We start from the raw sequence: 14,266 nt of genomic DNA, 5'->3' as shown, positions 1-14,266 counted from the left end.
GTAATGACCGCTGACGATCACTCAATACCGCGCTGCCGGCCCGGGACCGGGTGCGTACGGTCAGGGCCATCGCCCGCGCGCGGTCACCTCGACCGGAGCGACCGGGTACCGCGTCCTGCTGCCGGCCCGGTCGGGCTTCCCGCCGACACCGTGCCCACCCTCCGCATTCAGCCGCCGGGCGTGGACCGGCTGCGCCGCTGAGGCTTGCCCGACGCGGTCAGGGCGACCGGCTGCCCGCCGCTCCACCGCGTCGTCCACGAGCTCGGCGGCGTGCACATCGAGGGCTGCTGCCGCGCGATCGAGGAAGTCCCGGCGGCCTACGCCCCCGCGACACCTCCTCGACCAGGTCCTGGCCGACGGCGCGGCGGCCGCCGGAGCCGAGTTCCGCGAGCGCTGCCAGGTCACCGGCCCGCGACAGGGAACCCGGGCGCCGACTGAGCCGCCTGGGCGGCAGGATGCCGCCGTGCGGTCACTTGTGGATCTTCTCCTGGTTGGCCAGCATGCCGACGTACTTCTCGATGCGCCGGGCCCTGGTCTCGGGCTTCTTGGCGTCCTGCACCCGGTAGAGGATGGAGTAGCGATTCTGGCTGTCGAGGGTCTTGAAGAACTCCGCGGCGGCCGGGTTGGCCTCCAGCGCCTTCGCCAGGTCGTCCGGGACGGTGGCGGTCTTCGCCCCCGCGTAGGCCGCTTCCCAGCGCCCGTCCTTCTTGGCCCGCTCGACCTCGGCGATCCCCGGCGGTCGCATCCGGCCCTGCTCGACGAGGGCGGCGACCTTCTCCCGGTTGACCTTCGACCACCGGCTGCGGGCCGACCGCGGCGTGAACCGCTGGAGCCAGTGGGCGTCGTCGAGCTTGCCTTTCCGGCCGTCGATCCAGCCGTAGCACAGTGCCACGTCGAGGGCCTGGGCGTACGTCAGGGCGTCTTTGCCCGCTGCGTCATTCTTGAGCTTCAGCCAGAACCCGCCGGAAGCGGCGTAATTGCGGGAGAGCCAATCCTCCAGCTCCGCCGCCGATGCGAATTCGATGATCTCTTCGTCTCGGGCCATGCGTGTCAGTCAAGCACAAGACTGCGGCCCGAGCAGGGGTCCTCCGGTACCGGCGGGGCTGGCCGAGATCTGTTGAAAACGCGCGCGACGGGCTGTGGCCTCATCGGTGCCCGGCCGGTTCGGCCCGGGTCCTTGATCGACGACAGGCGAGAGCGACGGCACTGGGCCTTTTCGGCATGGCCACCTGACGGGTGACGAGGCAGGTTCCCGCAACGCACGAGGTTCCTGGGCTGTCGGGAGAGGTGTTCGACGCCTCAACTCATCAGCACGGGAGCCGCGTCGGTTGCCTGTCCTGCCGCACTCGGCCTGCTCCATGCCCTCGTCGAGCGGGCCGCGATGCTCATCGTCACCCGTGAGGGGACCGCCGCTGCAAGTGGCCGGATTCCGGTGCTGATGCTCAATTCTGAGCGCCGGGCGGCCATCGGCCAGGGCTAGCATCGCAACACACTTGGACGGCCCGCCGGTTGAGGCGAGGCGTTGGGTGAGTACCTCCTGTTCCAGTGAAAAAAGACGACGGGAGCGAGCGTATGTCGGGGGATCAGGTTGTCAGTTCTGTGCCAGTCGCGTCAGGCAGCGTTCTGCTTGCCGGGCACAGACCGGCCGTGGCGGCCCAGAGGCTGGCCTTCTTCGAGCGGGTCCGTTCCGAGGGACCCGTGCTGCGGCTGCGCATGGGCCGTACTCCCACCTTCCTCATCAACGACCACGCCATGGTCCGCGAAATACTCGGCGACGGCGGCGACACCTTCGCCCGGGGGCGGTTCTTCACCAAGGTGCGCCCGCTGGTCGGCAACGGGCTCGGCAGCTCCGACGGCGCCTTCCACCTGCGCCAGCGCCGGATGGTCCAGCCGGCGTTCAGCCACGACCACCCCGGGTACGACGTGGCCGCGCTGCTGGCCGGCATCAAGGCGCAGGTCGACACCTGGAAGCCCGGTACCGTTCTGGACATGGCGCGGGAGATGGACACCCTGGCCAACGATCTGATCAACACCGCGTTGTTCTCCTCGGACAAGGTGGCCGGCGACGCCGCAACCATCCGGGTCACCATCGCCGACTTCATAGCCGGCGTCGGCATCCGCAGCGTGGTCCCCAGCGACCTGGTCGACAAGCTGCCCACCCCGGCCAACCGGCGCTTCATCCGGGCGCGGGACCGGCTCGAGGCGGCGCTGGCCTCGATCATCAACCGGTACCTGACCGACCCCCATGACCACGACGACATCCTGTCCAGCATGGTCGCCGCCCGGGACGCGGACGGCCGGCCCATGAGCCCGGGCGAACTGCGCGACGAGGTGCTGTCCATGCTGATCGCCGGCGGCGACAGCTCCGGACACGCCCTGGGCTGGGCCTTCTACGAAATCGCCCGGCACCCCACGGTCGCCCGGCGACTGCGCGAGGAGTTCGCCCAGGTGCTGGACGGGCGGGACCCCACCATGGGCGACTTGCGCCGACTGGTGTACACCCGCCAGGTCATCAACGAGACCCTGCGGCTGCGCACCCCCGGCTGGATGGACATGCGGCGCACCACCCGACCCGTACAGGTCGGCGGCTTCGCGTTCCCCGCCGAGGCCGAACTGCTGGTCAGCCTCACCGCCCTGCACCGCGACCCGGCCGTCTACTCCGATCCGACGACCTTCAACCCCGACCGGTGGTCACCAGGGCACCCCCAGCAGCCCCGCCGCGAGATGTTCATGCCCTTCGGCGCGGGTACCCGTCTGTGCGCCGGGGAATCGATGGCCAACTTGACGATGGCCTTCGCGCTGGCCACCGTGCTGCCCCGCTTCGAACTCCGGCCGGTGCCCGGCCGCCCGGTCCGGGAGGTGTGCAAGGGCATCATGGGGGCCAGCGCAGTCCCGATGACCGTGCACCCGGTACCGGAGGCCAAGGCATAACCCGTACCCCGGCGAGGAACGCCCCTGCCCGATCCGTGCTCCGGACACCGAGGTCCCCGCCGGCGCGGCGCAGGCGGCAGCACCCAGGTCCAGCCCACCGTGCTCATCGGGATGACCTGGGACCTCGCTTGCCTTGCCCGGGCTGGAGTCGATGACGCGTGACGAGCGGGTCGTGCTCGCCCGTGGTCGAGCCGTCCGGCTCGGCGAGCCGGGGGGGATCGCCCTTCGGGCTGCGCAGATCGTGGCCATGGCCACGCAACTCGCCGACCGGACGGACCGGTTCGAGCGGCAGGCCCGGGAGCCGGTGAAGCTTCGGCATCTGCACGCGCGCAACAGCTCCCCCTCCTCGAAGGGCGATGCCCCCGGGAGGTGCCGCCGGGCAAGGAGCGCCGGGCCGAGCCGGGCGGCCGCGGTAGGGGCAGGCAGAAGGGTGCGCCCGGGCCGGCGGGGCGTCAGGCCCATGTCGCGCAGCAGCGATCCCCGGGGCGTCGACCCCGCGCGGTCGTCCTCCCCGGTCGGAAGGCCGCCCGGGCCGAGATCGACGGCGTGCCGGGCGGAAGTGGCTGTCGGCTGCTCCTCTTTCGGCCGGTGATCGGGCCGGATCGGGCGGGTGATCGGGCCGGGTCGGGCGGGTGGTTGGAGGCCTGTGGCAAGGGTTTTGGCCAGGGCGCAGAGGGCAACTATAGGACGGGTTTTCGACTGCATTGTTGACCGAAACCCGGCTTGATTAATGTGCGAGGCAACAGTACGCAAGGGGGAAGTAATGTTCGTCTCCACGTCCATGTCGTTATGGGAGACCCTGCGGGACAGAATGGTGGGGAGTGGGAGGTCGGCCCCGGCGGTGCGGCTGGTGCGCGGCGAGAACGTGTATTCCAGCGGGCAGTCGGACAACAGTCTGTACCTGGTCGAAGAGGGTCAGGTCAAGATCGTTTCGGGTTCCCTGGACGGTAAGCGGTGTCTGCTCTCCGTATGCGTGGAGGGGGAGTTCTTCGGTGAGCTGGGAATTCTCCAGGGAATGCGCGCGGAGACCGCGACGGCGATGAAGCGGAGTGTCCTGCGGAAGTTGTCGGCGGCGCATGTGGCGGCGGTTCTGCAGGATCTGGAGAACGCCGAGGAGTTCGCCCTGCACCTGATGGAACAGCTGTCCTGTCAGCAGCGGCTGATCGCCAACATGGTGACCATGAACTGCGAGCAGCGGCTCGCGGTGACACTTCTCGATCTCGCTCGAAAGGTCGGCCGGCGGCAGGGGGCCGAGCTGAGAATGGAACGGCGGATCACGCACGAGGAACTCTCGGAGATGGTCGGGACCACGCGTTCCCGGGTGGGGTTCTTCCTGAAGCGGTTCTCCGACGACGGGCTGCTGGTGCACAGCGGCTCGGCCCAGCTGACCGTGCACGAGACCCGGCTGGCGCGCTACGTGGCGAAGGTCTGAGCGGATCCGGCAGGGGCGTCGCCGTGGTGGACCACCACCAGCCCGGCGGCGCCCGCGCCGCGTCGCAGGGCGAGCGCGGCGATGTGGCCGGCTCCTGGCCGCCACTGGTGGAACTGCCACTGGCCCGCCGCGTCGGCGGCCAGCGCGATCGTCCCGGTGTCGGGCAGCGCGCCGAAGTCGCAGCGGCTGAACGGGTGGGCGAGGCCGAGGCCGAGGGCCTTGGTGTAGGCCTCCTTCAGCGTCCAGTACCGGAGCAGGGCGTCGGCCTGCCGGTCGGCGGGCAGCCGGGTGAGCGCGGCGGCCTCGGCGGGGGCGAGCACTCCGGGCAGTCGGCGGGTGCGGTGCGGACCGGTCTCCTCGACGTCGATGCCGCAGTCGGTCCCGCGGACCACCACGCAGACGGCCGCGCCGGGGGTGTGGGAGAGGTTGAACCTCAGCCCGGTCTCCGCGGCGCGGCCGGCGAGTTCCGGACGGCCGTGCCAGGTGGTGCGGAACTCCCACTGCTGCGGCAGGAGTTCGGGGTGGCACCAGGTCAGCGCGGTGCGCAGCAGGGAGTGCCCCACCGCGTACTGGGCGCGGTCCCGGGCGAAGCGGAAGCGGGCCAGCCGGTCGTGCTCGGCGGCCGTGAGCAGTGCCAGCCCCGCCCGGACCGCGGGGTCGCGGTCCGAGTCCGGCACGCGCGCGGTCCACACGTGGGCCTCGCGCCTGCCGGGCCGCAGCCCTCCCTCTGCCATCCGGTGCGGGTCAGGCCCGCGGGCCGAGCTCGACCGGCAGCTCGACCAGGCCGCGCATGATCCGGGTGGGGCGCCAGCGCAGGTCGTCCCGGGTGCCGGAGAGCGAGATGTGCGGGTAGCGGCCGACCAGCGCCGCGATCGCCTCCTGCCCCTCGATCCGGGCGAGCGGGGCGCCGAGGCAGTGGTGCAGGCCGTAGCCGAAGGCCAGGTGCGGGTTGTCGGTGCGGGTGATGTCCAGCTGGTCGGGGTTCTCGAACTGCCGCTCGTCGCGGCTGGTCGAGGCGATGGAGACGGTGACCACACTGCCGGCCGGGATCATGGTGCCGGCCACCTCGACGTCCTCGGTGGAGACCCGCATGGTGGACAGCTCCACCGGCGGGTCGTAACGGAGGAACTCCTCCACGGCCGAGGCGACCAGGTCGGGCTTGGCCCGCAGCAGGGCGAACTGCTCCGGGTTGTCGAACAGCGTCAGGGTGCCGTTGGCGATCAGGTTGACGGTGGGCTCCTGGCCGGCGCTGAGCAGCAGCATCGCGGTGGAGACCATCTCGATCTCGGTGAGCCGGTTGCCCTCGTCGCGGGCGACGATCAAGCCGGTGATCACATCGGGCTGCTGGTCGCTGGTGTCCTCGTCGGTCTCCGCGAGGTCCTTGAGTTCCTCACGGCGGCGGGCCAGCAGCTCGGTGAAGAAGGACTGCATCGCCGCGTAGCCCTCCTGCGGGGTGAGCGCGCCGTCGACCACCGCGTCCGGGGCGGTGAGCATGGCGGTGGCCCAGATCCGGAAGTTCTCCCGGTCGGCGTTCGGCACGCCGAGGATCTCGCAGATGACGGTGGTGGCCAGCGGGTGCGCGTAGCTCTCGATCAGGTCGACGGTCCGCTGCCCGGCGAGGCCGTCGAGAAGCTGCTCGGCGATCTCCCGCACGCGCGGGCGCATCGCCTCCATCCGGCGGTTGGTGAACGCCTTGCTGATCAGCTTGCGCAGCCGGGTGTGGTCCGGCGGGTCGGTGTTGACCAGGTGGTAGAGATAGTCGGCGCGGTTGTCGCGCTCGCCCTTGACGTAGCCGGCGTCGCGCAGCTGGTCCCAGGCCAGGCCCGGGTCCTTGGCGAAGCGGGCGTCGTTCATGACGTCGCGGGCCTCGGCGTAGCGCAGCACGAGCCGGCGGTGGAGACCGTTGGGTTCGCGGATGGTGTGGACGACGCCCTCGGCACGCATGTCGGAGTACAGCGTGTAGGGGTCGACCCGCGGTCCGGTCGGCAGGACCTTCGGGTCCTCGGGACCGGACGGCGCGCCGGGTTGTGATGACCGGTCATTCACGGGGCAGACTCCGTTCCTCGGCAGGTCGGCTCGTTCCGGCGGGTACGCCCGAGCGCCCCGAACCTAGACCGGCTGAACCGGGCATTTCTGCGCTGGATTGAGCATCGTGCGAAGTCGGCGGGGTGCCGCCGCGGCCGGTTCGGCGTGCCTGCGTCCAATGGCGGCGAGGGCATTGGTGTCGGCCGAATCTTTTCCTATGCTTGCCCCCCGCACCTCGCTTATCCGCACATCCTGGCGATCTCAGACACCGTTCCGACGTGTCCACCGGGCCGGGCTGCCCGGCCCGGGACGACGCGTCTGTGCCGTTCTCTAGGCGATTCGAGGTTGAAGATGAGGGCAACACTGGAGTACCACCGGACCCGTCCGACCGCCACCGCGGTCCCCGTGCGGCGTGCCGCGGAGCCGGCCGACACCGACTCGGCCCGCTTCCGCGCCAAGCTGCGCGCGCTGTGCGCCACCCGGCTGCACGACACCCCGACCCTGACGGTGCCCCGGCGCGGACACGTGTACGTGGACGGCGGCCAGGACCGGCACATATACGTGATCGAGACCGGTCAGGTCAAAACGCTGATGACCACCGGGAGCGGCAAGCGATGTCTGCTCTCCATCTCCGGAGCGGGCGACGCCCTGGGCGAGCTGGGGCTGCTGGCCAGCGAGCGCTCGGACACCGCCGTCGCGCTGGAGCCGACGACGCTGCGTCGGATACCGGGTGACCGATTCCTGTCGGTGCTCGCCGAGGAGGGGCTGCTGCCCGAGTACGTGCGGCACCTCGGCGAGCGGGTGATCGAACAGCAGAAGATCATCGTCGACATGGTGACGATGGAGTGCGAGCGCCGTCTGGCGGCCCGGCTGCTCCTGCTCTCCCAGCAGATAGGCACGCGCCGCGGCCGGCTGGTGCTGATCCGGGCGCGGATCACCCAGGAGGAACTCGCCGAGATGGTCGGCACCACCCGCTCCCGGGTCGGGCTGTTCCTCAAGCGCTTCCGGGAGGCCGGACTGGTCGACATGACGCAGGGCTCGCTGGTCGTCGACGACCGGCGGCTCGGCGACTACATCGAGGGCCGACTGCCGGCCGATGCTCAATTCTGAGTAGCTGGGCACTCGTCGCGACGCCAACCCTTGGGGCTCAGGAAGACCGGCCCCGAAGGAGAAGGTCGACATGAGCGAGCATCAGACCCTGCTGTTCCTGGTGCAGTTGGCGGCCCTGCTGCTCGTCGGATCCGGCATGGGCCAGCTGGCCCGCCGGGTGGGTCTGCCGGGTGTGGTGGGCGAACTGCTCAGCGGAGTGGTGCTCGGCCCGACGGTGCTCGGACACCTCTCGCCCGCGGCGTTCGCCTGGATGTGGCCGGCGGACCGCTCACAGACCCAACTGCTGGACGCGGTCAGCACATTCGGCGTACTGCTGTTCATCGGGCTGTCCAGCGCGCACCTGGACCTGCGGATGCTGCGCCGCCGCCCTCGCACCGTGCTCTCGGTCAGCACCGCGGCGCTGGTGCTGCCGCTCGGCCTGGGCGTCGCCACCGGCCTGCTGCTGCCCGGCCGGCTGCTCGGCCCGCACGCCGACCGCTCCTCGTTCGCGCTGCTGATCGGCGTGGTGATGGGCGTCAGCGCGATCCCGGTGATCGCCAAGACGCTGACCGACCTCGGCATGCTGCACCGCGACATCGGCCAGCTGACGCTGGCCGCGGCGGCCGGCGAGGACGTGGTCGCCTGGATCCTCCTGTCGCTGGTCTCCGCGATGACGGTGGGTGCCCTGACGGCCGGTCACGTCGTCTCCAGCGTGGGGCACCTGCTGCTGTTCCTGGCCGTGGTGATCGCCGCCCGGCCGCTGCTGCGCCGGGCCCTGGGGCGGGCCGAGAAGGCCGAGGGCTCCGGGCCGGTGATCGCGATCACCGTGGTGGCGATCCTGGCCGCCTCGGCCGGCAGCCAGTCGCTGGGCCTGGAGTCGGCGCTCGGCGCGTTCGCGGTCGGCTGCCTGCTCAGCTCGCCCTCCCGGGAGACCGCGGTGCGGCTCGCCTCGCTGCGGACCGTCACGCTCTCCGTGTTCGCCCCGATCTTCCTGGCCGGGGCGGGCCTGAAGGTGGACCTGGCGGTGCTGGGCGACCCGGGGACGCTGGCCGCCGCCGCGGTGGTGCTGCTGCTCGCCGTCGGCGGCAAGTTCGCCGGCGCCTACCTGGGCGCCCGGCTCGGCCGCCTGACGCACTGGGAGGGCCTGGCGCTGGGCGCCGGGCTGAACGCCCGCGGCGCGGTCGAGGTGGTGGTGGCGACCATCGGCCTGCGGCTCGGCGTGCTCAGCCCCGCGATGTACTCGATCGTCGTGCTGGTCGCCGTGCTCACCTCGGTGATGGCCGCGCCCACCCTGCGCTGGACCATGGCGAAGGTCGAGCACCGCTCCGAGGAGCGCCTGCGGGCCGTCGAACTCGCCGCCTGGTCGGACCGCGCCTCGGTGCCGGCCGACCCTGCGCAGAATTGAGCAGCAGGAATCCGCCGCGCGCTCTTAACGTCATCCGGTAGGGATTGTCGGGGACGACCGGCTAATTTCCATGGAAAAGGAGGCGGGCGTGACGGCCGCAGAGAATTCCAGCACGCAACCCAGGATCAGGCCGGCGTTCCATCAGACCTCGGTGCCGTTGGACAAACTGCTGAATTCCGCCGACGCGGGATTCCTGATCCACCGGGTCGGGCAGCTGAAGAACGAGTTCCGCGAGGAGGGCATGTCCTTCTCCGCCGACCTGGTCGATCTGATCAACAACGCCCAGGTCGGCTATGTCTCGATCTTCGCCTTCGAGGAGCTGTTCGGGACGCAGAGCCGGCTGCACTGGCTGCTGCACCTGAAGGAGCCCAGCGACTACCGCCGGATGCTCGACATGGTCGACCACTCGCAGAAGTGGGCCGAGGTGTCCGCCGGCGACCGGCTGCCCGCCAAGGGCGGCGGCAACTGGGAGCGGATGTTCGTCGAGGGGTCGATGACCGAGACGATCATCTGCCCGCAGCACGGCCTGAGCCACCACGACGAGGACGACGACCACCCGCTGGACACCTTCCAGCCGCCGGCCCGCTACCAGTCCCGGCTCGCCCCCGAGCAGCTGCTGCACTCCGTGAACACCCCGCTCACCGTGCACCGCCGCCTCCAGGTCCGCTACGCCCTGCGCGAGGAGGCCCGGAAGTTCTGGTTCGAGTGGGCCGGACACGTCTCCGAGGCGATGGTCGGCCGCGCCACCGCCTTCCTCTACGAGGAGATGTGGGGCCAGCAGGACCGCCTGCACCTGCTGATCCACCTCGCCTCCGCGGAGGCCTACCACGAGCTGATGGCCCTTCAGGAGACCGACCCGGAGCTGCGCCGCCTGATGACCTCCCAGGTCGTCCCCGACGGCAAGGGCGGCGGCGGCTGGCACCGCACGGTGCTCGACGGCACGATGACCGACACCCTCTGGGCGCCGCTGCATGGCCGTCGGAGTTGAGGCGGCCAACGCCTATGTCGGGCGGGCCGCCCTGGACGTCAGGGAGCTGTTCCACGCGCGCGGACTGGACCTGGACCGCTTCGACAACCTGATGATGGTGCAGAAGTCGGTCAACCTGCCGTGCGAGGACCCGGTCACCAACGCCGTGAACGCGGCCAGGCCGATCCTCGACCGGCTCACCGGGGAGCAGCGCGACAGCATCGAGGCGGTGATCGTCGGCACCGAGTCCGGCCTGGACTTCGGCAAGCCGATCAGCACCTACGTGCACCACTACCTCGGCCTCGGCCGGCGCTGCCGCTCCTTCGAGGTCAAGCACGCCTGCTACGGCGGCACCGCGGCGCTGCGCACCGCGCTCGGCCTGCTGGCGGGCAGCCCCCGCCCGCGGGCCCGGGCGCTGGTGATCGCCGCCGACGCGGGCGGCTCGGTGGTCGGCATGCCGTACTGGGAGCCGTCCCACGGCGCCGGCGCGGCCGCCCTGCTGCTCGGCCCCGAACCCGAGGTGCTCGACCTCGACCCCGGCGCGGCCGGCCTCTACAGCTACGAGGTGATGGACACCTGCCGGCCGCGCCCCGACCTGGCGGCCGGCGACTCCGACCTCTCGCTGCTGGCCTACCTGGAGTGCCTGGAGCGCTCCTTCGCCGACTACCGGGACACGGTCGCCGGGGCCGACATCGTCGCGACCTTCGACCACCTGGCCTTCCACACCCCGTTCGGCGGGATGGTCAAGGGCGCCCACCGGCACCTGATGCGCCGGGCCAAACGGATGTCCCCGGACGCCATCGAGGCCGACTTCCAGAACCGGATGGCCGCCTCGCTGGTCAACCCGGCCCGGATCGGCAACACCTACGCGGCAGGTCTGTTCGTCGCCCTGCTCTCGCTGATCGAGCACGGCGACTTCAGCGAGCCGCGCCGGGTCGGCCTGTTCTCCTACGGGTCGGGCTGCGCCTCGGAGTTCTACAGCGGAGTGGTCGGCGCCGGGGCGCCCGCCCTGCTCGCCCGGTACCGGACCGCCGAGCACCTGGACGCCCGGCACCGGCTCGCCGTCGCCGACTACGACCGGCTGGCGAAGCACACCGCCGAGGGCGCCCCCGGCGTGCAGGACGCGGTCCTCGACGTGTCGCGGTACGCGGACGTCTACGACCCGGCGCTGCACGGCAGGGACCAGCTGGTGCTGGACCGGATCGAGAACTTCCACCGGCGCTATCGATGGAGCTGAGCAGATGGACCTGGGCACGGATCACCGCACGATCCGACTCTCCGGCGTGCCGGGCGTCCTCACCGTCGCCCTCGACCGCCCGGACGCGCAGAACAGCATCGACACCGCCATGATCCGGGAACTGCACGCGGCGCTCGACACCGCCGAGGCCGACCCGGACTGCCGGGTGGTGGTGCTGACCGGAGGCGACGGCGTGTTCTGCACCGGCATGGACCTGCTCGGGGCGGCCGCCGAGGGCCGCCCCGACCGGGAGCGGGCGGCGCGGGGCGGCGCCGAGTTCCTCGGCCTGCTCAAACGCCTCACCCTCACCCCCCGGGTGGTGGTCGCCACCGTCGACGGCCGGGTGGCGGGCGGCGGCGTCGGCCTGGTCGCCGCCAGCGACTTCGTGCTCGCCACGCCCCGTTCCACGTTCAGCCTGCCCGAGGCGCTGTGGGGCCTGCTGCCGTGCAGCGTCGCCCCCTTCCTGATCCGCCGCACCGGCTTCCAGAAGGCCTACGCGATGAGCCTGAGCACCCTGCCGGTGACCGCCGATCAGGCACTGCTGTCCGGCCTGGTCGACCAGCTGGCCGACCAGCTCCAGCCGGCGCTGCGCCGGCTCGCCTTCCGGGTCACCAAGGTGGAGGGCGCCACGGTCGGCGACCTGAAGCGGTACTTCGCCAAGATGTGGATCATCACCCCGGAGGTCGAGCGCACCGCGATCGACGAGTTCGCCCGGCTGATGTCCTCCGACGGTGTCGGCCGCCGGATCGCCGACTTCGCCGAACGGCAGCGCTTCCCGTGGGAGGGAGGCTCGTGACGCGGCGCACCGCATGGCTCTTCCCCGGCCAGGGCGCGCAGCGCCGCGGCATGGGCCGCGACCTGTTCGACCGCTACCCGGAGGCGATGGCCGCCGCCGACCGGATCCTCGGCTTCTCGGTGCGCGAACTCTGCCTCGGCGACGCCGGCGAACGGCTCACCGACACCCGTTACCTGCAGCCCGCGCTGTTCGTCGTCAACGAGCTGACCCGGCGCGCGTACGCGGCCCGCGAACCCGCCCCCGACTTCCTGGCCGGGCACAGCCTCGGCGAGTACAACGCGCTGCTGGCCGCCGACGCCTTCGACTTCGAGACCGGCCTCGCCCTGGTCGCCCGCCGCGGCGAACTGATGGGCCGGGCCACCGGCGGCGCGATGACCGCCGTGGTCGGCCCCGGCGCCACGCGGATCGCCGATCTGCTCGCCGAGGCCGGCCTCGACGACGTCGACCTCGCCAACCTCAACTCCGCCGAGCAGGTGGTCCTCTCCGGCCCCGCCGAGTCACTGCGCCGCGCCGCCGGGGCCGTCACCGCGGCGGGCGCGGGCCGCTGCGTCCCGCTGCGGGTCAGCGCGGCCTTCCACTCCCGCTACATGGCCGACGCCGCCCGCGAGTTCGCGGCCTTCCTGGACGGGTTCGAGCTGCGCGATCCCCGCCTGCCGGTGATCGCCAACGTCACCGCCCGGCCCTACCGCCCCGGCGAGGTCCGCCGGCTGCTGGCCGCCCAGGTGCACAGCACGGTCCGCTGGTCCGAGAGCATGCGCCACCTGCTGGCGCGGGACGTCGGCCGGATCGCCGAACAGGGGCCGGGCCGGGTGCTGACGGGACTGTGGGACGCGGCGGTGAAGGACGCGGCGAACGGGCCGGCGCCGGCACCGCGGCACGCCGCCGGCGGCGACTCGGCACCTGTGGCGGTCGGAGCGGCCGCCGACGCGGCGCCCGGCGCCGGGCCGGCGCGTGCCCCGTCCCCGGCCGCGGCAGCCGCGGGCTCGGCACCTCCCCTCCCCGGCGGCCCCGCTGACGGAGTCCCGGGGCCGACCGCGGAGCGGCTGGGCTCGGCGGCGTTCCGGGCCGACTACGGGGTGCGCTACGCGTACCTGGCCGGGTCGATGTACAAGGGCATCGCCTCCACCGAGCTGGTGGCCCGGATGGGGCGGGCCGGGCTGCTCGGGTACTTCGGGACCGGCGGGCTGCGGACCGAGCGGATCGAGGCGGCGATCGCCGCGCTCCGCGCCGAACTGGGCCCGGGCGGCGGCTTCGGGATGAACCTGCTGCACGCACTGCACGACCCGGCGCTGGAGGAGGCCACCGCGCGGCTGTTCCTGCGGCACGGGGTGCGGTTCGTCGAGGCGTCGGGCTTCACCCAGCCGACCCGGGCGCTGGTGCTGTACCGGCTGAGCGGGGCGCACCGGGACGGCGCGGGCCGGGCGGTGGCGCCGAACCGGCTGCTGGCCAAGGTGTCCCGGCCGGAGGTGGCGACGGCGTTCATGGAGCCCGCGCCGGAGGCGCTGGTACGGGGGCTGCTCGCCGACGGGCTGCTGACCGCCGCGGAGGCCGAGGCGGGCCGCGCGCTGCCGCTGGCGGGGGAGGTGTGCGCGGAGGCCGACTCGGGCGGGCACACCGACGCGGCGGTGGCGTACACCCTGATGCCCGCGATGACGGGCCTGCGGGACCGGATCGTGGCCGAGCGCGGCTACCCGGACGGCATCCGGGTCGGCGCGGCGGGCGGCCTGGGCGCGCCGGAGAGCCTGGCGGCGGCGTTCGTGCTGGGCGCGGACTTCGTGGTCACCGGCTCGGTCAACCAGTGCACCCCGCAGGCCGGGACGTCCGACGCGGTGAAGGACCTGCTGGCACAGGCCGACGTCCAGGACACCGGGTACGCGCCGGCCGGTGACATGTTCGAGATCGGGGCGCGGGTGCAGGTGCTGCGGCGCGGCACGCTGTTCGCGGCGCGCGCCAACAAGCTGTACCAGGCGTACCGCCGGTACGACGGCCTGGAGGCGATCGACGCCAAGCTGCGGCGGACGATCGAGGACGGCTGGTTCCGCCGCGACCTCGAGCAGGTCTGGAAGGAGACCCGCGAGCACTACCTGCGGACCGGCCGCCCGCAGGAGGTCGAGCGGGCCGAGCGGGACCCCAAGCACCGGATGGCGCTGGTGTTCCGCTGGTACTTCGTGCACAGCACCCGGACGGCGATGCGCGGCGACCCGGCCGAGCGCGTCAACTACCAGATCCACACCGGCCCGGCGATCGGCGCGTTCAACCGCTTCGCCGCCGGGACCGCGCTCGCCGACTGGCGCAACCGCCATGTCGACGCCGTCGCCGAGGCATTGATGGCCGGCGCGGCCGAGGTCCTCCGGGACCGTTTTTCCTCGCTGGGCCGGTAATTC

General features: G+C 72.1%; 11 protein-coding genes. 8 read left to right on the top strand and 3 right to left on the bottom strand.

Annotated features, from left to right (window positions below):
- Positions 1-469: 469 nt before the first annotated feature.
- On the bottom strand, positions 470-1,045 hold the full coding sequence (locus tag ACH4N1_RS01285) for a YdeI family protein (RefSeq protein ID WP_398093639.1): 576 nt from the start codon (positions 1,043-1,045) through the stop codon (positions 470-472).
- A 602-nt stretch (positions 1,046-1,647) separates the two neighbouring features.
- Between ACH4N1_RS01285 and ACH4N1_RS01280 the strand changes: the two genes are divergently transcribed.
- Entirely contained in the window at positions 1,648-2,931 is a 1,284-nt protein-coding gene (locus tag ACH4N1_RS01280) for a cytochrome P450 (protein WP_398093638.1), read from the top strand.
- Positions 2,932-3,694: 763 nt separating this feature from the next.
- Positions 3,695-4,363 (top strand): Crp/Fnr family transcriptional regulator, encoded by a 669-nt coding sequence (locus ACH4N1_RS01275; protein WP_398093636.1) that lies wholly within the window; start codon positions 3,695-3,697, stop codon positions 4,361-4,363.
- Here the strand turns inward: ACH4N1_RS01275 and ACH4N1_RS01270 are convergent.
- Together ACH4N1_RS01270 and ACH4N1_RS01265 are read right to left on the bottom strand one after the other, a co-directional pair.
- Positions 4,345-5,097 carry a 4'-phosphopantetheinyl transferase family protein gene (locus tag ACH4N1_RS01270; RefSeq protein WP_398093634.1) on the bottom strand — a complete coding sequence of 251 codons (753 nt, stop codon included), beginning with the start codon at positions 5,095-5,097 and terminating at the stop codon, positions 4,345-4,347. The two genes, ACH4N1_RS01275 and ACH4N1_RS01270, sit on opposite strands and share 19 nt — an antisense overlap.
- Before the next feature lie 10 nt (positions 5,098-5,107).
- Positions 5,108-6,409, bottom strand: a complete 1,302-nt coding sequence (locus ACH4N1_RS01265) for a cytochrome P450 (RefSeq protein WP_398093633.1) — start codon at positions 6,407-6,409, stop codon at positions 5,108-5,110.
- A gap of 330 nt (positions 6,410-6,739) precedes the next feature.
- Here ACH4N1_RS01265 and ACH4N1_RS01260 point away from each other — a divergent pair, with 330 nt between their 5' ends.
- The 6 genes from ACH4N1_RS01260 (at position 6,740) to fabD (ending at position 14,263) form a co-directional block, all read left to right on the top strand.
- Entirely contained in the window at positions 6,740-7,498 is a 759-nt protein-coding gene (locus ACH4N1_RS01260; RefSeq protein ID WP_398093632.1) for a Crp/Fnr family transcriptional regulator, read from the top strand.
- 70 nt (positions 7,499-7,568) lie between these two features.
- Complete coding sequence (locus ACH4N1_RS01255) at positions 7,569-8,882, top strand: cation:proton antiporter (protein WP_398093631.1); 1,314 nt, start codon at positions 7,569-7,571, stop codon at positions 8,880-8,882.
- Between the two features lie 88 nt (positions 8,883-8,970).
- On the top strand, positions 8,971-9,870 hold the full coding sequence (locus tag ACH4N1_RS01250) for a DUF6039 family protein (protein ID WP_398093629.1): 900 nt from the start codon (positions 8,971-8,973) through the stop codon (positions 9,868-9,870).
- Positions 9,854-11,086, top strand: coding sequence for a hydroxymethylglutaryl-CoA synthase family protein (locus ACH4N1_RS01245; protein ID WP_398093628.1), 1,233 nt, complete (start codon positions 9,854-9,856; stop codon positions 11,084-11,086). The genes ACH4N1_RS01250 and ACH4N1_RS01245 overlap by 17 nt, the downstream gene beginning before the upstream one ends.
- Before the next feature lie 4 nt (positions 11,087-11,090).
- Entirely contained in the window at positions 11,091-11,882 is a 792-nt protein-coding gene (locus ACH4N1_RS01240) for an enoyl-CoA hydratase-related protein (protein ID WP_398093626.1), read from the top strand.
- The gene (fabD, locus tag ACH4N1_RS01235; RefSeq protein ID WP_398093625.1) at positions 11,879-14,263 is read left to right on the top strand and encodes an ACP S-malonyltransferase; all 2,385 of its coding nucleotides are present in this window, start codon (positions 11,879-11,881) and stop codon (positions 14,261-14,263) included. Before ACH4N1_RS01240 ends, fabD begins: the two co-directional genes overlap by 4 nt.
- Positions 14,264-14,266 lie beyond the last annotated feature (3 nt).

The sequence above is a fragment of the Streptomyces sp. NPDC017202 genome, assembly GCF_044331705.1.
Classification (GTDB): domain Bacteria; phylum Actinomycetota; class Actinomycetes; order Streptomycetales; family Streptomycetaceae; genus Streptomyces.
Note: the sequence above shows the minus strand (reverse complement) of the source record. Positions and strands in the feature narration are given on the sequence as shown.